At 38.0% G+C, this 24,105-nt stretch carries 24 protein-coding genes; 19 read left to right on the plus strand and 5 right to left on the minus strand.

The features are described from left to right. Nucleotides 1-134 precede the first annotated feature (134 nt). From HMPREF1517_RS06770 to htpX, 3 genes are all read left to right on the plus strand, one after another. Nucleotides 135-1,139 carry a DNA/RNA non-specific endonuclease gene (locus tag HMPREF1517_RS06770; protein WP_037600433.1) on the plus strand — a complete coding sequence of 335 codons (1,005 nt, stop codon included), beginning with the start codon at nucleotides 135-137 and terminating at the stop codon, nucleotides 1,137-1,139. A 150-nt stretch (nucleotides 1,140-1,289) separates the two neighbouring features. After that, nucleotides 1,290-1,850, plus strand: a complete 561-nt coding sequence (locus HMPREF1517_RS06775) for a LemA family protein (protein WP_037600435.1) — start codon at nucleotides 1,290-1,292, stop codon at nucleotides 1,848-1,850. A 1-nt stretch (nucleotide 1,851) separates the two neighbouring features. Continuing rightward, entirely contained in the window at nucleotides 1,852-2,751 is a 900-nt protein-coding gene (gene htpX / locus HMPREF1517_RS06780) for a zinc metalloprotease HtpX (protein ID WP_037600438.1), read from the plus strand. Nucleotides 2,752-2,801: 50 nt separating this feature from the next. Here the strand turns inward: htpX and HMPREF1517_RS06785 are convergent, their stop codons facing one another. From HMPREF1517_RS06785 to HMPREF1517_RS06800, 4 genes are all read right to left on the minus strand, one after another. Continuing rightward, nucleotides 2,802-3,449: a metal-dependent transcriptional regulator gene (locus HMPREF1517_RS06785; protein ID WP_037600440.1), complete on the minus strand. Its 648-nt coding sequence runs from the start codon at nucleotides 3,447-3,449 to the stop codon at nucleotides 2,802-2,804. 79 nt (nucleotides 3,450-3,528) lie between these two features. Continuing rightward, nucleotides 3,529-4,455 (minus strand): metal ABC transporter substrate-binding protein, encoded by a 927-nt coding sequence (locus tag HMPREF1517_RS06790; RefSeq protein ID WP_037600444.1) that lies wholly within the window; start codon nucleotides 4,453-4,455, stop codon nucleotides 3,529-3,531. Between the two features lie 19 nt (nucleotides 4,456-4,474). Further along, complete coding sequence (locus HMPREF1517_RS06795; protein ID WP_002884063.1) at nucleotides 4,475-5,314, minus strand: metal ABC transporter permease; 840 nt, start codon at nucleotides 5,312-5,314, stop codon at nucleotides 4,475-4,477. After that, nucleotides 5,304-6,032, minus strand: a complete 729-nt coding sequence (locus HMPREF1517_RS06800) for a metal ABC transporter ATP-binding protein (RefSeq protein WP_002890643.1) — start codon at nucleotides 6,030-6,032, stop codon at nucleotides 5,304-5,306. Before HMPREF1517_RS06800 ends, HMPREF1517_RS06795 begins: the two co-directional genes overlap by 11 nt. Nucleotides 6,033-6,321: 289 nt before the next feature. Here HMPREF1517_RS06800 and HMPREF1517_RS06805 point away from each other — a divergent pair, with 289 nt between their 5' ends. The 6 genes from HMPREF1517_RS06805 (at nucleotide 6,322) to HMPREF1517_RS06830 (ending at nucleotide 13,476) form a co-directional block, all read left to right on the plus strand. After that, nucleotides 6,322-6,795 (plus strand): membrane protein, encoded by a 474-nt coding sequence (locus HMPREF1517_RS06805; RefSeq protein WP_037597654.1) that lies wholly within the window; start codon nucleotides 6,322-6,324, stop codon nucleotides 6,793-6,795. After that, a complete protein-coding gene (locus HMPREF1517_RS06810; RefSeq protein WP_037600447.1) occupies nucleotides 6,792-7,187 on the plus strand; it encodes a DUF4430 domain-containing protein in 396 nt (131 codons plus the stop codon). The genes HMPREF1517_RS06805 and HMPREF1517_RS06810 overlap by 4 nt, the downstream gene beginning before the upstream one ends. A gap of 173 nt (nucleotides 7,188-7,360) precedes the next feature. Then, entirely contained in the window at nucleotides 7,361-10,183 is a 2,823-nt protein-coding gene (ppc, locus tag HMPREF1517_RS06815) for a phosphoenolpyruvate carboxylase (RefSeq protein ID WP_002890650.1), read from the plus strand. Nucleotides 10,184-10,250: 67 nt separating this feature from the next. Next, nucleotides 10,251-11,285 (plus strand): DNA polymerase III subunit delta, encoded by a 1,035-nt coding sequence (gene holA / locus HMPREF1517_RS06820; RefSeq protein ID WP_037600450.1) that lies wholly within the window; start codon nucleotides 10,251-10,253, stop codon nucleotides 11,283-11,285. Between the two features lie 95 nt (nucleotides 11,286-11,380). After that, nucleotides 11,381-11,986 (plus strand): superoxide dismutase SodA, encoded by a 606-nt coding sequence (gene sodA / locus HMPREF1517_RS06825; RefSeq protein ID WP_037600453.1) that lies wholly within the window; start codon nucleotides 11,381-11,383, stop codon nucleotides 11,984-11,986. Nucleotides 11,987-12,084: 98 nt separating this feature from the next. Then, entirely contained in the window at nucleotides 12,085-13,476 is a 1,392-nt protein-coding gene (locus tag HMPREF1517_RS06830) for a serine hydrolase (RefSeq protein WP_084639284.1), read from the plus strand. 29 nt (nucleotides 13,477-13,505) lie between these two features. Here HMPREF1517_RS06830 and HMPREF1517_RS06835 read toward each other — a convergent pair whose 3' ends face one another. Then, the gene (locus HMPREF1517_RS06835) at nucleotides 13,506-14,162 is read right to left on the minus strand and encodes a prepilin peptidase (RefSeq protein WP_037600455.1); all 657 of its coding nucleotides are present in this window, start codon (nucleotides 14,160-14,162) and stop codon (nucleotides 13,506-13,508) included. A gap of 109 nt (nucleotides 14,163-14,271) precedes the next feature. On the opposite strand from HMPREF1517_RS06835, the gene HMPREF1517_RS06840 reads away from it, so the two are divergent. The 10 genes from HMPREF1517_RS06840 to ftsA all read left to right on the plus strand — a co-directional run bounded on the left by HMPREF1517_RS06840 (nucleotide 14,272) and on the right by ftsA (nucleotide 24,082). Beyond that, entirely contained in the window at nucleotides 14,272-14,793 is a 522-nt protein-coding gene (locus HMPREF1517_RS06840; RefSeq protein WP_037600458.1) for a Dps family protein, read from the plus strand. An 87-nt stretch (nucleotides 14,794-14,880) separates the two neighbouring features. After that, nucleotides 14,881-15,318: a Fur family transcriptional regulator gene (locus HMPREF1517_RS06845; protein ID WP_002884117.1), complete on the plus strand. Its 438-nt coding sequence runs from the start codon at nucleotides 14,881-14,883 to the stop codon at nucleotides 15,316-15,318. Between the two features lie 107 nt (nucleotides 15,319-15,425). Further along, nucleotides 15,426-15,650, plus strand: a complete 225-nt coding sequence (locus HMPREF1517_RS06850; protein ID WP_037600461.1) for a YqgQ family protein — start codon at nucleotides 15,426-15,428, stop codon at nucleotides 15,648-15,650. Further along, nucleotides 15,625-16,593, plus strand: coding sequence for an ROK family glucokinase (locus tag HMPREF1517_RS06855; RefSeq protein WP_037600464.1), 969 nt, complete (start codon nucleotides 15,625-15,627; stop codon nucleotides 16,591-16,593). The genes HMPREF1517_RS06850 and HMPREF1517_RS06855 overlap by 26 nt, the downstream gene beginning before the upstream one ends. Before the next feature lie 140 nt (nucleotides 16,594-16,733). Further along, on the plus strand, nucleotides 16,734-18,584 hold the full coding sequence (gene typA, locus HMPREF1517_RS06860) for a translational GTPase TypA (RefSeq protein ID WP_002884130.1): 1,851 nt from the start codon (nucleotides 16,734-16,736) through the stop codon (nucleotides 18,582-18,584). A gap of 19 nt (nucleotides 18,585-18,603) precedes the next feature. Further along, on the plus strand, nucleotides 18,604-18,873 hold the full coding sequence (locus HMPREF1517_RS06865; protein WP_002890660.1) for a DUF3165 family protein: 270 nt from the start codon (nucleotides 18,604-18,606) through the stop codon (nucleotides 18,871-18,873). Between the two features lie 127 nt (nucleotides 18,874-19,000). After that, complete coding sequence (gene murD, locus HMPREF1517_RS06870) at nucleotides 19,001-20,353, plus strand: UDP-N-acetylmuramoyl-L-alanine--D-glutamate ligase (protein ID WP_037600467.1); 1,353 nt, start codon at nucleotides 19,001-19,003, stop codon at nucleotides 20,351-20,353. 3 nt (nucleotides 20,354-20,356) lie between these two features. After that, nucleotides 20,357-21,427, plus strand: a complete 1,071-nt coding sequence (locus HMPREF1517_RS06875) for a UDP-N-acetylglucosamine--N-acetylmuramyl-(pentapeptide) pyrophosphoryl-undecaprenol N-acetylglucosamine transferase (RefSeq protein ID WP_037600470.1) — start codon at nucleotides 20,357-20,359, stop codon at nucleotides 21,425-21,427. 9 nt (nucleotides 21,428-21,436) lie between these two features. After that, nucleotides 21,437-22,579 carry a cell division protein FtsQ/DivIB gene (locus HMPREF1517_RS06880; protein WP_037600474.1) on the plus strand — a complete coding sequence of 381 codons (1,143 nt, stop codon included), beginning with the start codon at nucleotides 21,437-21,439 and terminating at the stop codon, nucleotides 22,577-22,579. Nucleotides 22,580-22,705: 126 nt separating this feature from the next. Beyond that, nucleotides 22,706-24,082, plus strand: coding sequence for a cell division protein FtsA (gene ftsA / locus HMPREF1517_RS06885; RefSeq protein ID WP_037600477.1), 1,377 nt, complete (start codon nucleotides 22,706-22,708; stop codon nucleotides 24,080-24,082). Nucleotides 24,083-24,105: the final 23 nt, after the last annotated feature.

Here is a 24,105-nt window from a genome sequence, read left to right on the forward strand (position 1 = left end):
ACATCCATTAAATTGGGTGTTTTTTTGTTTTAAGCAAGCTCTAAGATACCTAATATCATTATTCTTTATTTTTAATCATCTGCTTTGATTTGGTCCTGTATAATTAAAGTGATAAGAAAAATTAAGGAGTTAAGATGATGAAAGAAAAAAGAAATAGTAGGATTTGTATATTTGCTCTTCTTGTTTTAGTATTTACTTTAGGATTCGGATTTTCATTTGATACTAGCAAACAATCTTCGGCTGTGAGCTCTCAAGTGGTTCAAGCGGATGAGAACAATGGTATCTTGACTTTTAATGGTCAAAAGCAGTTTGTCATGGAGGAGAAGGACCAGTTAGGACGTGCCCACAGTGCTCATATACAGTTACAAGATAAGGACGAGCCGAAGAATAAGCGTCCCGGTAAAATAAAATATGATCCTGTAGGATGGCATAACTATAAGTTTTATTATGGTGATGGTAAATCAAAATCTTGGTTAATGAATCGAGGACATTTGATTGGCTATCAGTTTTCTGGTGTCAATGACGAGGGCAAGAATTTAGTACCTATGACTGCCTGGTTGAACTCTGGAAATTATAAAGGAACCGACGAAGGTAATCAGTCAGGCATGCTTTATTACGAGAATCGCTTGGATAACTGGCTGGCACTCCACCCTAACTATTGGTTAGATTATAAGGTAACAGCTATCTACAGTGGAGACGAGTTGTTGCCTCGTCAAGTGGAACTTCAGTATGTTGGTATCGATAGTTCTGGAAATCTCTTGGAAATTAAACTTGGTGGAGATAAGGAGACTCTTGATAGTCAGGGAGTTACACATGTTGTCTTAGATAACCAATCACCAAATGCAGAAATCAATTATGCAGATGGGACAGCAACAAATAAGGTAACTGAATTTACTGAAGCACCATCTGAGCCTAGTTCTGAGAGTTCACAGGTGACTGAACAACCAAGTTCTGAACCAGAGCCTGTGCAACCTATACAAGAAGAGAATAGAACAGTTTATGTGGCGCGTCATGGAACAGCAGATGTTTATTGGTATGACATCAATAGTATGCCTAGCAACACCAACAAAGCAAATGTCGTTACTATGACAGAAGCAGATGCCCTAGCCCAAGGCAAACGACACACGTCTAAAGAGTAATAAAAAAAGCTGGACAAGATGTCCAGTTTTTTTTGTAAAACGGCTCACATTTTACCACTTTTATCTGAAAATTTGATATACTGAGACTATCAAAATACTTGTAAGAGAAGTCGTACCGACTCTTTTTAAGTATAAGAAAGGAAACTAAATATGATTTGGATTATTATTGCCATTATTGTTGTTCTTGTGATTTTTGTTATTACAAGTTATAACGGCTTGGTTAAAAGCCGTATGCAAACCAAGGAGGCATGGAGTCAAATTGATGTTCAATTGAAACGTCGTAATGATCTCCTTCCTAACTTGATTGAAACAGTTAAAGGTTACGCTAAATATGAAGGTTCAACGCTTGAAAAAGTAGCAGAACTTCGTAATCAAGTAGCAGCTGCGACTTCTCCTGCAGAAGCTATGCGTGCCAGTGATGAATTGACTCGTCAGGTTTCTGGAATCTTTGCCGTAGCTGAAAGTTACCCTGATCTTAAGGCTAGTGCCAACTTCAGCCAGCTTCAAGAAGAGTTGACGAACACTGAAAACAAAATTGCCTATTCACGCCAACTCTATAACAGTGTGACAAGTAACTACAATGTGAAATTGGAAACCTTCCCAAGTAATGTTATTGCTAAAATGTTTAGCTTTAAGGCTGCTGAATTCCTTGAAACACCAGAAGAAGAAAAAGCTGTTCCTAAGGTTGATTTCAGTGGACTAGGTAACTAATATGTTATTTGATCAGGTTGCTCGAAATAAGAGAAAGACTTGGCTTTTGCTCCTGGTCTTTTTCCTCTTGTTGGGCCTTGTTGGTTACGGTGTCGGCTATCTTTGGTTAGGTTCAGGCTTCGGTGGTCTGATTCTTGCTCTAGTTATCGGTTTTATCTATGCCGTTACCATGATTTTCCAATCAACCAATGTCGTTATGGCTATGAATGGTGCACGAGAGGTTGACGAACAAACCGCTCCGAACCTTTATCATGTTGTTGAGGATATGGCTATGGTGGCACAAATACCGATGCCACGTGTCTTTATTGTCGATGATCCTTCAATGAATGCTTTTGCGACTGGATCAAGCCCTAAGAACGCGGCAGTAGCTGCTACAACAGGTCTTCTTGCGGTTATGAATCGTGAGGAACTTGAAGGAGTTATTGGACATGAAGTGAGTCATATTCGCAACTACGATATCCGAATCTCTACCATAGCAGTTGCCTTAGCATCTGCCATTACCATGCTAGCTGGGATGGCTCGTAATATGATGTTCTGGGGTGGAGGCCGTCGTAGAAATGATGATGACCGTAATGGAAGTAGCGGTTTGGAAATTATTCTTCTCATTATTTCTTTGATTGCCATTATTCTGGCGCCTTTGGCAGCTACCCTGGTTCAGTTGGCTATTTCACGCCAGCGTGAATTTTTAGCTGATGCTTCTAGCGTCGAATTGACACGTAACCCACAAGGTATGATTAACGCTCTGCTTAAACTTGATAATAGTGCGCCAATGCAACATCACGTGGATGATGCTAGCGCAGCCCTCTTTATCAATGACCCTAAAAAAGAATCTGGTTTGCAGAAGCTCTTTTATACCCACCCACCAATTTCAGAACGGGTGGAACGCTTGAAACAAATGTAAAAAAAGTGAGACTGATGACACTTCTAAGGGTGTCTGTCAGCCTCGCTTTTTTAGTTTGATTCAATATAAAGATTGCCAGCAATGGCTTCTGGGATTTGGATGTCCCTTCCATCAATATGAAGTCGGTAGAGTTGTGTGAAAAGGTCAAAGCCTTCAAAGGTAAAAGGTGTTCCAATTTTAAGACCGACAGTCTTCAAATAATGGAGTAGATCAATTTGATCTTGAACTCGACGAAGGACATATTCTCCAGGAGCAAGGTCCTGTGTAAAAGTCTGGTTGTAGATTTCCTCTATGAGCTGACCTGACTTGGGGATTTGCCCACCGTGTGGACAGGTTTGAGGGTAATTGAGTAGGCGGTCAAGCGCATCGATGAAGTGATCAGAGACAGTATGCTCTAAAATTTCAGCCTCTTGATGAATTTGATCACAAGTGTATTGCAAGTGGTCCACCAAAAAGACTTCGATGAGGCGATGTTTCCGATAGAGTTCAGCGACATTGATTTTACCAGTTTTCGTTAGAAGATAGCCCTTGACTTTGTCTTTGATGATGAGGTCTTCTGAAATCAATTTCTTAATCATTTCCGTCACAGCAGGTGGAGACACCTGCATACGGTTTGCGATTTCCTTATTACTTATTTTGCCTTCTTCAGTACCAATCTCATAGATACATTTGAGGTAGTCTTCTTTGTTAGGTGTCATTTCTCTTCCTTTGAAAATAGTCTCACCTTAGTATAACAGATTTATCATAAGAATACAGAATGTTTCTTAGATAAGATTTTTACTGATTCAAGCCTTGGGTGATTTTATCCAGATTATATTTCATCATGTTGTAGTAGCTGTCACCGTTTTGCCCTTTTTCAGCAATAGAATCTGTAAAGATCTTTGCATAGATAGGAATATTGGTATCCTTAGAGACTGTTTTCATAGGGCGTTCATCGACACTAGATTCGACAAAGAGAGCTGGTACCTTGGTTTGACGCAGTTTTTCAACAAGTGTTTTGATTTGATCTGGTGTACCTTCTTCTTCAGTATTGATTTCCCAGATGTAGGCGGATGGTACGCCATAGGCTTTAGAGAAGTATTTGAAGCATCCTTCACTAGTGACAATCAGTTTTTTCTCATCGGGAATCTTGTTAAATGTTTCTTTAGCTTCTTGGTCCAGTTTACTAAGTTTGTCAGTATAGGATTTTAGATTCTTTTCGTAGTAGGTCTTGTTTTTAGGGTCCTTAGCAATCAGTTGCTTGGCAATATTTTGAGCATAAATAATCCCATTTTCCAGATTAAGCCAAGCGTGGGGATCTTCCTTACCTTTTTCTGATTGACCTTCAAGGTAAATTACCTTAACACCATCACTAACTGCAAAATAATCTTTATTTTCTGTCTTATGAGCATTCTTGACTAACTTAGTAAACCAAGCATTTCCACCAGTTTCTAAATTGATACCGTTGTAAAAAATCAAATCAGCTTGTGAGGTCTTCTTTACATCATCAGGAAGGGGTTCGTATTCGTGAGGATCCTTACCAACGGGGACAATACTGTGGAGAGTGATTTTATCTCCGGCAATATTTTTGGTGATATCAGCAATAATGGAATTGGTCGTAACGACTCGTAATTTATCCTTGTTACTGCCTTGTTTATTGGTACAAGCTGTTAGAGTAACTACCGCTAAAAGTAGTAGTACTATTGTTGATAGTATTTTTTTCATATTATTTTCATCCTATTTTTTATTGTTTAGAAGTTTTATTCATGCCACTTTGTTTTGGGGCGATGAAAAAGCTGATGAGAAAGAGTAGAGCAGACGTTAATACAATGCTCGAACCAGCTGCAATATTAAAACTATAGCCGATAAAAAGACCTAGAACAGATGCCAGAGCCCCCAATCCTGATGAGAGAAGAATCATTGTTTTTAGGCTATGAACATAAAGGTAGGCAGTGGCAGCCGGTGTAATCAAAAGTGCCACAATAAGAATAGTGCCAACACTCTGCATGGCAGTTACAGAAACCAAAGTTAGAATAACCATAAGTAAGTAGTGGTAGAAGGTGACCTTAACTCCCATAGACTTGGCCAAAATTGGATCAAAGGATGTTAGGAGTAGAGGGCGAAAGAAGATTGTAATAGTTGCTAGTACGAGAAGTGAAACGATAATCGTTATCCACATATCCATGTCTTGTACAGCTAGAATATTCCCGAAGAGAATATGAAAGAGATCTGTGGAACTATTAGCAACACCGATGAGAATAATACCGAGAGCTAGAAAGCTCGAAAAGGTAATCCCAATTGCCGTGTCACTCTTAATAATGGAATTGCTTTTGATATAGGTAATCATTGTAGAAGCTAAAAGTCCAAAGATGATAGCTCCTATGAAAAAGTTAATACCCAAGATAAAGGAAATGGCTACCCCAGGTAGAACTGCATGTGAAATCGCATCACCCATAAGCGACATGCCTCTTAGAATAATAAAACAACCAACAGCCCCTCCGACAATTCCAATAACTAAAGCCGTTATAAGAGCATTTTGTAAGAAGTGGAAATTTAGCAAACCATCAATAAATTCAGAAATCATTTACATCTCCTTTATAAAATAAACTGTTACCGTAGGTTTTACGGAGATTATCCTCATTAAAAACAAGATTAGTAGGCCCACTAGCAATCAGTTTACGATTTAGGAGGATAACTTGGTCAAAATAATGAGGAACTTTGCTCAAATCATGGTGGACAATAAGAATAAGCTTACCTTTGTCCCTAAGTTCTCTCAAGGTGTTCATGATAATATCTTCGCTAACAGAGTCAATCCCTACAAAGGGTTCATCTAATAAAATAATATCAGCCTCTTGTACAAGACAACGAGCGATTAGAACACGTTGAAATTGGCCTCCTGATAATTGGCTTATTTGTCGATGGGCCAAATCATTTAGACCAAGTAGTGTTAAAGCATCTGTGACCTTAGACCAATCACTCTTAGATAGACGTTTAAAGAACTTGGTTTTGGGATAGAGTCCTAGAGAGATGCACTCTCTGACAGTAATCGGAAAGTTAAAATCAATATCAGCCTTCTGTGCAACATAGGAAATACGATTCAATTGCTGACGAATAGGTTGTTTATTGAAAAGGATTTTTCCAGAGTGAGGAATAATACCAATTAATGCTTTAATTAGAGTTGATTTACCAGCACCATTTGGTCCAATAATCCCAGTAATACTAGGTCCCTCCAAGTTTAAGGTGATATTATCCAGAGCTAATGTCTGTTGGTAAGACACATTAATATTTTCAATTTGAATCATTAGCTACCTCCTTGAGTTTAATATACTTTAAAATAAAAATTAAGTCAAGTTAACTTTTATAATTAATTGAACTTAATTATTTACTGTTATCAAGGTGACAGAGGATAGTGAATGAGAGAACACTTTTTATATCAAATATTCAGCCTGCTCAAACTGTTTGATATTTGGGAGAGGCAACAAGGAATGTTATTTTCTACAATTTGTACGATCTCACTTTGTATTTCAAGAAATCTTTAGTTTTTATTTTTTAAAACTAGTCATATTTCCTTATTTCTGGCATAATAGATATATGAAATTAACGATTCAACGAATGGCTCGGATAGCTATTCTGTCAGCTCTGGCAGTAGGATTACGGTCAGCATTTATAGGATTGCCAAATATTCAGCCTATTACAGCTATGTTTTTTGTGGCTGTTCTTTATTTGGGCTTGGTAGATGGTCTCTTGATTATGGCTTTAACCATGGCCATCTCAGGATTCATCTTTGGTTTTGGTCCCTGGGTCTTTAATCAGATTCTGGCTTTCGGAGTATTGATGGCTCTTTGGAGTTTGATTGCACCTAGGTTATCACTTGTTTGGCAGATAGCTTTGGTAACTCTTTTGTCCTTTCTCTACGGAGTTCTCATGGATTACAGTTATGGCCTCCTATTTAAGAGTGGTCTTACCTTTGTTATCTCTGGTCTTCTTTACGACACCTATCATGCAGTATCGACGCTTCTATTCTATCCATTCATCCAGTCTATTTTTAGGAGGTTTTTGAAATGAAAAAAATAGCGACATATATTTTTCTTGCTTTATCACTTGTTACTCTAGTAGCCTGTGGAAAAAATGAGGCAGCTAAACTTACTAGCAGCACAAATAATCATCAGTCTAAGGTTCAAGGTCAAGTGACTTTGATTTTGAAAACAGATAAGGAAAGTAAGAAAAAATCAGTAGAAATCCAAAAAGGTGATACAGTGCTTGATGTATTGGAAGAGGTATATCCTGTTCAAGAAAACGATGGCTTCATCACTGAGATTGATGGTATTTCTCAAGATAAAGATAAGGGAATCTATTGGATGTTTGATGTCAATGGTAAACTTGGTGAAAAAGCAGCCAACCAACTTAAGGTTGAAGATGGCGATGAAATCAAATTCTATCAAGAAAAGTATAATTAAGATTCTGAACTCTGTTTCAGAGTCTTTTTTATAAAGTTCGGAAATAGCCTTGAAAATTTGTTTGAAAAAGTCGGAAAATTGCAAAATAACTGACGATTTAAAGGAAAATAGTTTACTTTTGTTTTAAAAGTGATATGATAAGAGGGTACTACATAAAGTAAGGAGAATAAGGTTTGGCTTTTAACAAATTGGAAAGCAGTAACAACCAGGAAATCATCTCTGAAGAAGTTGGTATCTTGAAAGAATTGTTGGATGATGCAACACGAGGCATGGCTGGAGAGCAAGGTCTCACAACTATCCAACATTTGGTTGAACTTTATGATGAAGGTGACTATGTGGCCCTTACACAAGCCATTTCAGAAATGACAAATGACGATATGGTCGTTGCATCACGTTATTTCTCTTTGTTACCTCTTTTGATTAATATCTCTGAAGACGTGGATTTGGCTTATGAAGTCAACCACAAGAACAATATTGATGAATCTTATCTAGGTAAGTTGTCTGAAACCTTTGATGTTGTCGCTGAAAGTGAAAATGCACGTGACATTCTTGAACATGTCAATGTCGTGCCGGTATTGACAGCCCACCCAACTCAGGTTCAACGTAAAACCATGCTTGAATTGACTAACCACATTCACGAACTTCTCCGTAAGCATCGTGATGTTAAGGCTGGTCTTATCAACAAGGATAAATGGTATGCAGATTTGCGTCGTTATGTAGAAATCATGATGCAAACAGATATCATTCGTGAGAAAAAACTTAAGGTTAAAAACGAAATCACTAACGTTATGGAGTATTATAACTCCTCATTGATTAAGGCGATTACGAACTTATCGCATGAATTCAAACGTTTAGCGGTTGAAAAAGGTATCAAACTTGACAATCCAACACCTATTACTATGGGGATGTGGATTGGTGGTGACCGTGACGGGAACCCATTTGTAACAGCAGAAACTCTTAAACTTTCTGCAACAGTACAAAGTGAAGTTATCCTCAATTACTATATCGAAAAAGTTGATAATCTTTACCGTTCATTCTCCCTCTCATCACGCTTGACTGAGGTTTCAGATACAGTAGCAGAGATGGCGAAACATTCTCCAGATACATCTGTTTATCGTGAAAATGAACCTTACCGTCGTGCTTTCAGTTACATCCAGTCTAAGTTGATTCAGACACTTCTTTTCTTTAAAGAAGGAAACTTTAGCAAGGAAAGAGTTGCTAAACGTCTTTCTGAAAATGTTCGTCTAGGCTCAGCTTCAACGGGTGAAGTAGTAGCTGATTACGTGCAACAACGTCTCAGCCAAAGTCTTCAAGCTGTCTCACAACAAACGACTGAATTTTATGAAACAGCTGAGGATTTCCATGATGATCTTTTGGCAATCAAAAATTCACTTCTTGAAAACGACGATGCTGTCTTAATTTCAGGTGATTTTGAAGAGCTTCTCCAAGCTGTAGAAGTCTTTGGTTTCTATCTTGCTACAATCGATATGCGTCAGGATTCAAGCGTTCATGAAACTTGTGTGGCAGAATTGCTTAAGTCTGCTAATATTGTTGATAACTATAGTGAATTGACTGAGGTTGAAAAGGTTGCGGTTCTTCTCAAAGAATTGCAAGAAGATCCTCGTACTTTGTCATCAACTAATGTGCCTAAGTCAGAAATTCTTGAAAAAGAATTGGCAATCTTCCGTACAGCTCGTCTCTTGAAAGACTATATTGGTGAAGATGTCATCAAACAACATATTATCTCTCACACTGAGAGCGTTTCTGATATGTTTGAGTTGGCTATCCTTCTTAAAGAAGTTGGCTTGGTTGATACAGAACGTGCGCGTGTCCAAATCGTTCCACTTTTTGAAACTATCGAAGACTTGGAAAACTCTAATGATATCATGAAACAATACCTTGGTTATGATATCGTTAAACGTTGGATTAAGAATAGCAATAACTACCAAGAAATCATGTTGGGTTACTCAGACTCTAACAAAGATGGTGGTTACTTGTCTTCAGGTTGGACGCTTTACAAAGCTCAAAACGAATTGACTAAGATTGGTGAAGAGCGTGGTATTAAGATTACCTTCTTCCATGGTCGTGGTGGTACTGTCGGTCGTGGTGGTGGCCCATCATACGATGCCATTACGTCTCAACCGTTTGGTACCATTAAAGACCGTATCCGTTTGACTGAACAAGGTGAGGTTATCGGTAATAAATATGGCAACAAGGATGCTGCTTACTACAATCTTGAAATGCTTGTTTCAGCTGCTCTTGACCGTATGGTGACACGTCAAATTGCCGATCCAGAAGAATTGGTTGATTTCCGTGAGGTTATGGACGGAATTGTTCACGATTCAAATGTTATTTATCGTGACCTTGTCTTTGGAAATGAACATTTCTACGATTACTTCTTTGAAGCTAGTCCTATCAAAGAAGTGTCAAGTTTGAATATTGGTTCTCGTCCAGCTGCTCGTAAGACTATTACTGAAATTTCTGGTCTTCGTGCGATTCCTTGGGTATTCTCATGGTCACAAAACCGTATCATGTTCCCAGGTTGGTATGGTGTGGGTTCTGCCTTTAATCGCTTTATCCAAGCTGAAGAAGGCAACCTCGAGAAACTTCAACATATGTTTGAAACATGGCCATTCTTCCGTTCACTTTTGTCAAACGTAGACATGGTGCTTTCAAAATCAGATATGAATATCGCCTTCCACTATGCACAATTGGCAGAAAGTGAAGAAGTTCGTAGTGTCTTCAATATTATTTTGGATGAGTGGCAGTTGACTAAAGATGTCATTCTTGCGATTGAAAAACATGATGGCTTCCTAGATGAGAGTCCGTCACTTAAAGCAAGTTTGGACTTCCGTTTGCCATACTTCAATGTCTTGAACTACATCCAAATTGAATTGATTAAACGTCTTCGTAACAATGATTTGACTGATGACGAAATTAGCCTTATTCACATTACCATCAATGGTATTGCAACAGGTCTTCGTAACTCTGGTTAATCAAGTAAAGTTCATCACTTTAGTGGTGGGCTTTTTGTTATGGGAAAATTTCTGTTATAATAGGACCATGATTGCTATGGAAACGATTGAAAAGCTGTCCAAAGAAAAGCTTCCCATGATAACTGTCTTGGCTGGTGAGGATTTAGGGCAGTATAGTCAAGCTAAAGAAAAATTTTTAAAACAAATTGGTTTCGATCCCAGTGACTTGACCTATTCTTATTTTGATATGTCAGAGACTGATTATCAAGATGCTGAGCTCGATTTAGAAAGTATGCCTTTTTTTGCAGATGAGAAGGTGGTCATTTTTGATCATTTCGCAGATATGACTACTGCTAAAAAGTCGTATCTGGATGAGAAAGAGTTGAAGCGTCTTGAAAATTATCTTGAGTCTCCTGTTGAAACAACTCGTCTTGTCTTAATGTCTGCAGGAAAGCTAGATGGAAAGCGTCGTTTAGTCAAACTTCTCAAACGTGATGCCATGGTGCTTGAAGCTAGTCCTTTAAAAGATGCAGAACTTAGAACCTATTTTCAAAAGCAGGCACATCAAGAGGGGCTTACATTTGATACAGGAGTCTTTGAGGAACTTTTGATCAAGTCAAATTTTGATTTTTCAGATGTTCAAAAAAACTTAGCTTTTCTAAAGGGATATAAAACGGAAGGAAACATCTCATCACAAGATATTGCTGAGGCCATTCCGAAAAGTTTGCAAGATAACATTTTTGATATGACGCAACTTCTTATACGAGGACAGATTCAGAGCGTTAGTGAATTGGTTCATGATTTACGGCTGCAGGGTGAAGATGAGATTAAGTTGATTGCTGTTATGTTGGGACAGTTTCGTACCTATTTACAGGTTAAACTTTTATCTGCTCAAGGTAAAAGTGAGCAGCAAATTGTTTCAAGTCTCTCAGATTATCTAGGGCGTAAAGTTAATCAGTTTCAGGTTCGTTTCGCACTGAGAGATAGCCGTCCCTTATCAGTAGCATTCTTAAAGATGACGATTAAGATTTTAGTAGAGACAGATTACCAGATAAAAACAGGAACTTTAGATAAAGACTACTTGTTTGATTTAGCACTTTTAAAAATTCTATCAAACCGCTAGAGGTTTAGAGTTTTCTATGATTTTGTAAGCAAAATTTTTGAAAGCTCTACCACTTTGCGGTAAAATGAAGAAAAAATGAAAAGAGGACCTTTACTATGGCAATTATTCTTCCAGACCTTCCTTACGCATATGATGCTTTGGAACCATACATTGATGCTGAAACAATGACTCTTCACCACGATAAACACCATGCAACTTATGTAGCAAATGCTAATGCTGCTCTTGAAAAACACCCAGAAATTGGTGAAGACATTGAAGCACTTTTGGCTGATGTGGAACAAATCCCAGCTGATATTCGTCAAGCACTTATTAATAATGGTGGTGGACACCTTAACCACGCACTTTTCTGGGAACTTTTGTCTCCTGAAAAACAAGAACCAACTGCTGAAGTAGCAGCTGCTATTAACGAAGCTTTCGGATCATTTGAAGCCTTCCAAGAAGCTTTCACAGCAGCAGCAACAACTCGTTTTGGTTCAGGTTGGGCATGGCTTGTTGTTAACGATGAAGGTAAACTTGAAGTTGTTTCAACTGCTAACCAAGACACTCCTATCTCAGACGGTAAGAAACCAATCTTGGCGCTTGATGTTTGGGAACATGCTTACTACCTAAACTACCGTAACGTACGTCCAAACTACATCAAAGCTTTCTTTGAAATCATTAACTGGAATAAAGTTGCTGAGCTTTATGCAGCAGCTAAATAAGTTTAAAATTATCCTCAATAAAAGAGGATAATTTTTTTGTAATATGATTGTAAAATCTCCTTGCTTTTTAGTGAATTATAGCTTAAACTATTATTGTTATGAAAAAAAAGAAAAAACATTCAAGCAAGAAGTACAGTGGAAGTCGCCGAAAAACTAAAGATAAAAAGAAAGATTCGGTAAAACAAGACCTTCAACAAGACGTCAAGAAAGACACTAAAGATACTAAAAAAGATGTCAAAAAAGGCGCTAAAAAGGCCAACAAAAAAGAAGCGAAAAAAGATACAAAAAAGGTTTCTAAAAAATCAGCAGACAAAAAAGTAGCTGAAGAAACAGTAGTACCAGTTGAGCACAAGGAAAAAGAAACAAAAACTGAAACCTTGGCACTTAGAAGTAGACGCTCTAAGAAATCTAAATCAAAATCATCTCGTGATGATAAAAAAGCATATATTATCTTAGCCTTCCTAGGTGTTCTGGTAATACTTTTGTTTGTTGCTATGCTTGCTTTAGCAGGACGTGGTAAACAAGCTGGTCACACCGGTAGCCTTGGAAATATCTTCGGCTCTAGTTCTAAAGTCACTAAAAAAGAAGACAAAGAAAAAGAGGAAAAGGTAACTCCAACTAATAAATCAGCCGAAGCTAAACAAGCAGTCATGGAAGCAGATGCAGATACCATGAATGGTAATGGCTTGTATTATGACTATGCTAACATGACATTGAACCAAGTGGTTGAAGCTTTTATGGCTGACCAAGGTATCGAGTCTAGCCAAATTGCCTTTTCATATAAAAATACCAAGACAAATGAGCAATTCTCTATGAATGATACTCAGCCAATGACTGCAGGATCAACTTATAAATTGCCACTAAACATGCTTGTCATGGATGAAGTTAATAAAGGTAAACTTTCTTTAACTGAACGTTTTGATATTACTAATACTGAGTATGAGTATCAAGGCGAACATGATAATTATGTTGCTGCTTTCGGCGGTTCAATGACTATTCCAGAAATGCAAGAGTATTCTCTTGTTTACTCTGAGAATACTCCAGCCTATGCTTTGGCGGAACGCCTTGGTGGTATGGAAAAATTCTATGGTATGCTTGATAAATATGGTAAATCAAAAGGTGAAGTGAAAACTATCCAAATGCATGGTAATAAGACAACGACGGATTATTACATCCAAGTTTTGGATTACCTTTGGAAACACCAAGATAATTACAAGGATATTCTCCACTACATTGGTGAGTCATTCCCTAATGAGTACTACAAGACATATCTTCCTAATCTGACAATTTATCAAAAACCAGGTTATGTCCGTGAAGCACTTAACGTTGATGCTATCGTTATGGAAGATACACCTTATATGGTTGCAATCTATACACGTTACCTTGGTGGATCAACTGAAAATTCAGATGAAATCAGCGGTTGGGGTCTCCAACAATTAGGAATGCTCTCTTATGTTATTAATGAGTGGCACCGTGTTAATATGAACTAATAAAAAAAGCCGAGTTTATCGGCTTTTTTCTATACAATTGAATAAAAGGTAAGAAGTACAATCCCTAGAAAAAGAAATGGGACAAATGCGATACATTCCTTAAGATTTCTTCGTATAAGGAAGTACGCTAGCCCTAATAGGCACGCAAGCTCGATAGTTAGAAGTATTTTTGAAAATGGGAAAATAAGTGAGGCACTTGCTAAGTAGAGAAAATCACCTTCCCCAATGTTTAGATGTTTTATAAAAGAAAGGAAAGCGAGGAGTATCCCTATGGCAAATGTGAGGTAATAGTTGCCCATGAATAGGAGTGGGACTGTTCCAACTATCCAAATCAGAAGTGGATAGGATTTCTGTTTCAAATCAAAAATAGATAAACAAAGGCTGAAGTAAAGAAAGTAGGTTACTTCAAGACTTAAAAAGTCATAGAAATATAGAAGACATATTACCCCACAAAATATTTCCATAAAGAGGTAACGAAAAGGGATAGGAGACTGACATGAACGACATCGAGATCTTAAGAAAAGTTGTGAGAGGATAGGAATCATCTCGGAAAAACGCAACTGATGCTTGCAATGGCTACAGTGACTACTAGGAAAAATAATCGAGTTCTCAGGAAAACGATCACAAACTAGTCCGATAAATGAGCCTAAAGAGGCTCCTAGAAAAAAATAAATAATGCTTAACATACCTAATTATTCGAAAAAGAATGAGAAAAAGCATTTCACTTGCATATTATTTAGAAATATTCTAAAATAAAAGTGTAAATAATAGTAATTCTAAATAAGGAGATTTAATATGGTAGATTCAATTAAAGAAACAATCAATGAAACAGTTAACCAACAAGCTGAAACTCCAACAAATACAAAAACTAAAGCAGTTTTGAATCAAGCAGTTGCTGATTTGTCTGTAGCAGCTTCAATTGTTCACCAAGTTCATTGGTATATGCGTGGTCCTGGTTTCCTCTATCTTCATCCAAAAATGGATGAATTGATGGATAGTTTGAATGCTCATCTTGATGTTATTAGTGAACGTTTGATTACTATCGGTGGGGAACCATACTCAACTTTGGTAGAATTTTCATCTAATTCAGGCTTGACTGAAACTACTGGTACATTTGATAAACCAATGTCTGATCAAATTCAATTATTGGTTGATACATACAAATATTTGTCAGTATTGTTCCAAGTTGGTTTGGATATCACAGATGAAGAAGGAGATGCTCCTTCAAATGATATCTTCACTGCAGCTAAATCTGAAATTGATAAGACAATCTGGATGTTGACTGCTGAGCTTGGACAAGCGCCAGGCTTGAGATAAGCATTTTTGAGTTAAGATGATTGTCAAGAGTTCCTCTAAAAGTGTATAATAGACGTAAAATACTTTTAGAAGAAGGGAGGCGGAGATATGTCTGAGCATCGACGTAGTCTAGGCGTTTATGAAGATGTCCTAAATCAGTTAAAAGCTAAGGGAATTCGGTTGACGGAATCTCGTAAAGCTGTTATTCGCTATTTGATGATGTCTGATCAACACCCTAGTGCAGATGTGATATATTATGATCTTCTCCCTGACAATCCTGGGATGAGTTTGGCGACAGTCTATAACAACCTGAAGGTATTGGTTGAAGAAGGAATTGTCTCTGAAATTAAGGTTAATAATGATAATACAACCTATTATGATTTTATGGGACATGATCACTTAAATATTGTTTGTGAAAAATGCGGTCACATTACCGACTTAGACCTACCGATTCCGTCTTTCAAGGAAGAGGTAGAATCACAAACTGGTTTTCGCATTACTCGTGAACAGATGATATTACATGGGATTTGTCCAAACTGTCAATAACCTGAGTCTTAATGACTTAGGTTTTTTAAGTCTTGAAGTATACAATAATCTGTAAAGGTTTTCAAAACTATCTTGTCATGGCAGAAGCTTTTTGCTAAAATATTGCTATGAAAACTTTATATGACGTTCAACAGTTGTTGAAACAGTTTGGCATAGTGGTTTACCTAGGGAAAAGGCTCTATGATATCGAAATGATGAAGATTGAATTAGAAGCCCTCTACCAGAATGGTTTAGTGGACAAGGACAACTATCTTACTGCTGAAATGATTTTACGACGTGAACATCGCATTGAAATGGAGAAAGAAAATGGCAAAAAAACTCTTAGGAATTGACCTTGGTGGAACAACTGTTAAGTTTGGTATTTTGACTTCGGAAGGTGAAGTGCAAGAAAAATGGGCTATTGAGACAAATACGCTTGAAAATGGTCGCCACATCGTTCCTAACATTGTAGAATCTTTGAAACACCGTTTGGAAATGTATGGACTTACTGCTGAAGACTTCATTGGAATTGGTATGGGATCTCCAGGTGCAGTTGACCGTGAAAATAAAACAGTAACGGGTGCTTTTAACTTGAACTGGGCAGAAACTCAAGAAGTTGGCTCTGTCATTGAAAAAGAACTTGGTATTCCATTCGCTATTGATAATGATGCTAATGTGGCTGCACTGGGGGAACGTTGGGTTGGTGCTGGTGCTAACAATCCAGATGTTGTCTTTGTAACATTGGGTACAGGTGTTGGTGGCGGTGTTATCGCTGATGGTAATTTAATTCATGGTGTTGCCGGTGCTGGTGGTGAAATTGGTCACATTATTGTTGAACCTGAAACAGGATTTGAATGTACATGCGGAAACAAGGGGTGTTTGGAAACTGTAGCTTCAGCAACAGGTGTTGTACGTTTAGCACGTCATTTGGCAGAAGGATACGAAGGGAACTCTTCTATTAAAGCTGCTGTAGATAATGGTGAGCAAGTGACAAGTAAAGATATCTTCGTAGCTGCTGCTGAAGGTGATAAGTTTGCTAATAGCATTGTTGATAAAGTCTCTCAATACCTCGGACTTGCAACAGCAAACATTTCAAACATTCTTAACCCAGATTCAGTTGTAATCGGTGGTGGTGTTTCAGCAGCTGGTGAATTCTTGCGTAGCCGTGTTGAAGGATACTTTACACGTTATGCATTCCCACAAGTTCGCCGTACAACAAAAGTGAAATTAGCAGAGCTTGGAAATGATGCTGGTATTATTGGAGCTGCTAGTCTTGCACTTACAATTGATAACTAATGACAGAAGGTGTGTCTGACCAATTATAGGTGGACAGCACCTTTTTCTTGTTGAAAAACGTTTACAATCAGCTGAGTTCTGCCATTTTGTTGAAAATGTGGTATACTTTAAAAGTTGAAATAAAAATTAAAGAGGAAAAAATGACTAAACTTAGAGAAGATATCCGTAACGTAGCCATCATTGCCCACGTTGACCACGGTAAAACAACACTTGTTGATGAATTGTTGAAACAATCACACACTCTTGATGAGCGTAAAGAGCTTGATGAGCGTGCAATGGACTCAAACGATCTTGAAAAAGAACGTGGAATTACAATTCTTGCCAAAAATACAGCCGTTGCTTATAACGGTACACGTATCAACATCATGGATACACCAGGTCACGCGGACTTCGGTGGAGAAGTTGAACGTATCATGAAAATGGTTGATGGGGTTGTCCTTGTTGTCGATGCCTACGAAGGTACAATGCCTCAAACACGTTTTGTGCTAAAAAAAGCGCTTGAGCAAAACTTGACACCTATCGTTGTTGTTAACAAGATTGATAAACCATCAGCACGTCCTGAAGAAGTTGTTGATGAAGTTCTTGAACTCTTCATCGAGCTTGGTGCCGATGATGATCAGTTGGAATTCCCAGTTGTGTATGCGTCAGCGATTAACGGTACATCATCATTGTCAGATAACCCTGCTGATCAAGAGCACACTATGGCTCCAATCTTTGACACTATTATTGATCACATCCCAGCTCCTGTAGATAACTCAGATGAGCCTCTTCAATTCCAAGTGTCGCTTCTTGACTACAATGATTTCGTTGGTCGTATCGGTATTGGACGTATCTTCCGTGGAACTGTAAAAGTTGGTGACCAAGTTACCCTTTCAAAACTTGACGGAACAACAAAGAACTTCCGTGTTACTAAACTTTTCGGTTTCTTTGGTTTGGAACGTCGTGAAATTGAAGAAGCAAAAGCTGGTGATTTGATTGCCATCTCAGGTATGGAAGACATCTTCGTTGGTGAAACAATTACACCAACTGATGCTGTTGAACCATTGCCAGTTCTTCGTATTGACGAACCAACACTTCAAATGACTTTCTTGGCGAATAACTCACCATTTGCCGGCCGTGAAGGTAAACACGTGACATCACGTAAGGTTGAAGAGCGTCTTTTGGCAGAGTTGCAAACAGACGTTTCTCTTCGTGTTGATCCAACTGATTCTCCAGATAAATGGACTGTATCAGGTCGTGGTGAATTGCACTTGTCTATCCTTATTGAAACAATGCGTCGTGAAGGATACGAACTTCAAGTGTCTCGTCCAGAAGTTATCATCAAAGAAATTGATGGCGTGAAATGTGAGCCATTTGAACGTGTTCAAATTGATACTCCAGAAGAGTACCAAGGTTCTATCATCCAAGCCCTTTCAGAACGTAAAGGTGATATGCTTGATATGCAAATGGTTGGTAACGGTCAAACTCGCCTTATCTTCCTTGTACCAGCTCGTGGACTTATCGGATTCTCTACGGAATTCTTGTCTATGACACGTGGTTACGGTATCATGAACCATACCTTCGACCAATACTTGCCAGTTGTTGCTGGTGAAATTGGTGGACGTCACCGTGGTGCCCTCGTTTCTATCGATACAGGTAAAGCGACAACTTACTCAATTATGCGTATTGAAGAACGTGGTACAATCTTTGTTAACCCAGGTACTGAAGTTTATGAAGGTATGATTGTTGGTGAAAATGCTCGTGAAAATGACCTTGGTGTCAATATCACTACAGCAAAACAAATGACAAACGTGCGTTCAGCAACTAAGGACCAAACGGCTGTTATCAAGACTCCACGTATCTTGACTCTTGAAGAATCACTTGAATTCTTGGATGATGATGAATACATGGAAGTAACGCCTGAATCTATCCGCTTGCGTAAACAAATTTTGAATAAAGCAGAGCGTGATAAAGCCAATAAACGTAAGAAAAAAGCAGCAGAAGCTGAATAATATATAGAGAGGAGAAGAGATGTTTTATCTGATTGTTGCTGTATTGATTGCATCATTCTATTTCTTTATTGCACCAAAGTCGGTAAAAAACACCATGAATCTTCTCTTTGTCATGGCTACCTTAGCATTGCTCCTACTTTTGGCAGTGCTATCAATCATTAAATTCTTCAGCCTACCTGGTGAGTTCTTTGTTACAGTTGGAATGCTTGTATTGAGCTATTTCACCTTGAAAGATTTTTTCGCCATGTCGGAGCTTAATCATGAAAAAGCTGAGCATGAGGATAAATAAGTAGCATGAGATTAAAAGTCAGTCTGATAGATTGGCTTTTTCTTTTACCAAGAAGAGGTAACTCCTTGAAATAGCTTGGGATAAAGGGTAAAATGATTATGATACAATTTGAGAGAATGGACGAATTATGAAATCAGTAACACAATTTGAAAATAAAAAAGTTTTGGTCCTTGGCTTGGCTAAATCTGGCGAAGCAGCTGCCCGCCTATTGGCTAAGTTGGGTGCTATTGTCACAGTAAATGATGGTAAACCATTTGAGGAAAATCCATCGGCTCAAGCCCTTCTTGAAGAAGGCATTAAGGTTGTTTGCGGCGGACATCCTCTTGAACTTTTGGATGAAAATTTTGAATTAATGGTGAAAAATCCTGGAATTCGTTATGACAATCCAATGGTAGCTCGTGCACTAGAAAAAGGTATTCCTGTTTGGACTGAAGTGGAATTGGCCTATCTGGTATCTGAAGCATCTATTATCGGTATTACAGGGTCGAATGGTAAGACAACAACGACAACTATGATTGCTGATGTCCTAAATCATGGTGGTAAATCAGGTGTCTTGTCTGGGAATATTGGTTTCCCTGCGTCAGAAGTTGCACAGTCAGTAACTAATCAAGATACCTTAGTTATGGAATTATCTTCTTTCCAATTGATGGGGATTGACAGCTTCCATCCACATATTGCTGTGATTACTAACTTGATGCCGACACATATTGACTATCATGGTAGTTTTGAAGCATATGTGGCTGCCAAGTGGAATATTCAAAATCAAATGACTGCGGATGATTTCGTTGTTTTGAACTTCAATCAAGATTTAGCTAAGGAATTAGCTACACAAACTAAGGCACAAGTAGTTCCATTCTCAACAGTGGAAATAGTAGATGGTGCCTATCTTGAAAATGGTGCTCTTTACTTCAAAGGTGAATTAGTGATGCAAGCTGATGAAATTGGCGTTCCTGGTAGTCACAATGTTGAAAATGCCTTGGCAACTATAGCTGTAGCAAAATTGTCAGGTGTTTCAAACCAAGCTATAAAGGAAACCCTCACAAGTTTTGGTGGTGTTAAGCACCGTCTCCAATTCGTTGATACTATCGATGAAGTGAAATTCTATAATGATAGTAAGTCAACTAATATTTTAGCGACACAAAAAGCACTTTCTGGTTTTGATAATAGTAAAGTTATTTTGATTGCTGGTGGTTTGGACCGTGGTAATGAATTTGATGAACTCATTCCTGACATTACCGATCTTAAGAAAATGGTGATTTTAGGGGAATCAGCTCCTCGTGTCAAGCGTGCTGCTGATAAAGCAGGAGTAACTTATCTTGATGCCAAAGATGTGGCAGATGCGACACGTATTGCTTTTGATCAAGCCAGCGCAGGAGATGTTGTCTTGTTGAGCCCTGCAAATGCAAGCTGGGATATGTACAAGAATTTTGAAGTGCGTGGTGACGAATTTATCACAACTGTTGAGCAATTGAAGGGATAGGCTATGGCAAAAGCGAAAAAAATTGTTTTTACCGGTGGTGGAACTGTTGGACATGTGACTTTAAATCTTATCTTAATTCCAAAATTTCTAAAAGATGGATGGGAAGTGCACTATATTGGTGATAAGCACGGAATTGAACACGAGCAAATTGATAAATCTGGCTTGGATGTGACATTCCATAGTATTGCTACAGGTAAACTACGTCGTTATTTCTCATGGCAAAATATGTTGGATGTCTTTAAAGTTGGTTGGGGGATTCTACAGTCAATTGCAATTATTGCCAAGATTCGTCCTCAAGCACTCTTTTCAAAAGGTGGATTTGTCTCAGTGCCACCGGTAATTGCTTCTAAGTTATTAGGCGTTCCTGTATATGTGCATGAGTCTGATCTTTCTATGGGCTTGGCCAATAAGATTGCCTATAAATTTGCGACTACTATGTTTACGACTTTTGAACAATCTAAAGGATTGGCGAAGACAAAACATGTAGGTGCTATTACAAAGGTAGGGATGGCAACGTCCAATCAGTCTGATGCTCTGGATAAGATTAAAGTACAGTTTGATGACAAGTTAAAAACTGTCCTTTTCATAGGTGGATCAGCTGGTGCAAAGGTATTTAATGATTTTATTAGTAATACTCCACAACTGACTGAAAAATATAATGTCATTAATATTTCTGGGGACTCTTCATTGAATACTTTAGAACGTCATCTTTATAGAGTTGATTATGTGACAGATTTGTATCAACCTCTTATGGATACGGCAGATTTAGTTGTCACTCGTGGTGGTTCAAATACGATTTTTGAATTGTTAGCTATGAAAAAACTTCATTTAATTATTCCTTTAGGGAAAGAAGCTAGCCGAGGAGACCAACTTGAAAATGCTGCTTATTTTGAACGAAAAGGTTACGCACGTCAATTACAGGAAACAGAATTAAGTTGGGAAACCTTAAATCATGAGCTTGAACAACTTGTTGAACATGCAGAGACTTACAAAGAAGCTATGGCTAAATCTGAGGAAATCACTTCTCCTGATGATTTTTATAACCTATTAGTGACTAGTATTTCAAAAAAATAAAGGAATTTCATGGCAAAAAAGGATCAAGAATCACAAGAAAAACAAGTTCTCACAGAGTGGCAGAAGAGAAACCTCGAATTTTTGAGAAAAAAAGAAACCGAAGATTCTGAAGAATTTGCGAATGGAAAGGTCGTTCTTTCAGAAGGAGCGACTTCAAATGAGAGCCAGCCACCAGTGAAAAAGAAGGTTAGAAAGAAAAAAAAGACCAAAAAGAAGAAACGAAAAAAAGGGAATACGAGTAGTAATATTCCAATTGCACAACAAAATCTTGCGGGACTAGTTGTTTTTATCGCTGCACTCCTAATCGTATTTTCACTTTTCTTTATTTCACCTTGGTCAAAACAAAAGGTTCTCACTGTATCAGGAACAAAAAATGCTCTACCAGAAGATGTGAAAGTTGCAAGTGGAATTCTTGATACAGACTATATCACTCATGTCTTTTTCAACCAAGGAAAGGTTGCATCAACTGTTGAAAAAACCAATGTTTGGGTTAAAAAGGCTACAGTAACTTATAGTTTTCCAAATCAATTTAATATTGCAGTAAAAGAATACCCAATTGTTGCTTATCGTCAAACTACAAATGGTTATGTTTCTATTCTTGAAAGTGGTAAGACAGGAGGAACGGTTTCAACTAGCAATCTACCTGATAAATTCATCACTTTAAAGATGGATGACGAGAAGAAAATCGAAGATTTAGTAAAAGAATTAAATAAACTTGATTCAAAAATCAAGAATAATATTCAAATTATTAATCTTACGCCAACTAAAGCAACTTCAGATTTACTAACGATTGAGCTGTATGATGGCAATTCCATTCGTGTTCCTCTTTCTCAATTAACGGTTAAGCTCCCTTACTACGAGAAAATTAAGAGCCAACTTTCAGATGGAAGTATTGTTGATATGGAAGTTGGACTTTATACAACAACTCCTGAGGTTGAATCATCAAAAACTGATGGGGATAAAAAGAAAGACAAAGATAAGACTGATAAAAAGGAAGAGAATACAACTTCTGAAGAAGATCAAGATACTACAACATCAACTGAACAGCATTCTGAGGAAGAGTCTAATTCTGAAAATCCGGGTATTCAAGGACAAGAAAATCCAACTGTTGGTCAAGAAACAACTCTTCGTCCTTCCCCTGCTCAAGGCTAATATTGAATAATAAAAAACGTAAAATGCTGACATTTTACGTTTTTTTATGGTACAATAGTATCCGAATAATTCTGTTTTTATACAGTTTACAAAGATATTGAATGGAAAGATTGAGAGGTCGAGTGAATGGCTAGAGATGGCTTTTTTACAGGATTAGATATAGGAACTAGCTCGATTAAGGTTCTTGTTGCTGAGTTTATTGATGGATCAATGAATGTCATCGGGGTAAGTAATGTTAAGAGTTCTGGTGTGAAAGATGGCATCATTGTTGACATTGACGCTGCAGCGAAAACAATCAAAACAGCTATTGAACAAGCAGAGGAAAAAGCTGGGATTGTTATTGAGCAAGTGAACGTTGGGCTTCCAGCTAATCTTCTTCAAATTGAGCCTACACAAGGTATGATTCCTGTAACAAGTGAATCAAAAGAAATCAAAGATGAAGATGTTGAAAGTGTTGTTCGCTCAGCCTTGACAAAGAGCATTACACCTGAGCGTGAGGTTATCTCACTAGTTCCTGAAGAGTTTATTGTTGATGGCTTCCAAGGAATTCGTGATCCTCGTGGAATGATGGGGATTCGTCTTGAAATGAGAGGTCTCATTTATACAGGACCAACAACAATTCTTCACAACCTTCGTAAGACAGTTGAACGTGCTGGTATTCAAGTAGAGAATATTATCATCTCTCCTCTTGCAATGACACGTGCTGTTCTGAATGAAGGTGAACGTGAGTTTGGTGCTACTGTTATTGATATGGGTGGCGGTCAAACAACTGTTGCAAGCATGCGTGCTCAAGAACTTCAATTTACCAATATTTATTCTGAAGGTGGCGAGTACATCACTAAGGATATTTCAAAAGTTTTGAAGACTTCAATGCAGATTGCTGAAGCGCTTAAGTTCAATTTTGGTAATGCAGATATTGAAGAAGCAAGCGAAACAGAAACTGTTCAAGTAGAGGTTGTAGGTGAGAATTCACCTGTTGAAATTACAGAAAAATACCTTGCTGAGATTATCTCAGCTCGTGTGAAGCATATCCTTGATAGAGTTAAACAAGACTTGACTCGAGGACGTCTACTTGATTTGCCTGGTGGCATTGTCCTTGTAGGTGGAACAGCTATCATGCCAGGTGTGGTTGAAGTTGCTCAAGAGATTTTTGAAACAAATGTTAAACTTTACGTGCCAAACCAAGTTGGTATCCGTAATCCAATGTTTGCAAATGTGATTAGTCTTGTTGAGTATGTTGGTCTTCTTACAGAAGTTGACATCATCGCGCAACAGGCTGTGTCTGGTGAAGAGTATCTACGTCGTAAACCAATCGACAATGAGGCTCCTTCCTTGAGTTTTGATAGAACTCCTGCTCCAGCACCTCGAGTGGCTCCTCAACCAAATCCTATTCCTGTTGAGAACACTATTGAGGTACCTCTGCCAGTTGAAGAAGAAAATCATGAACAAAAACAAAAACTTGGTGATCGTGTTCGTGGAATTTTCGGCAGTATGTTTGATTAATTGAATCTAGTAAAAGCGAGGAA

The organism is Streptococcus sp. ACS2, from assembly GCF_000525585.1.
GTDB lineage: Bacteria > Bacillota > Bacilli > Lactobacillales > Streptococcaceae > Streptococcus.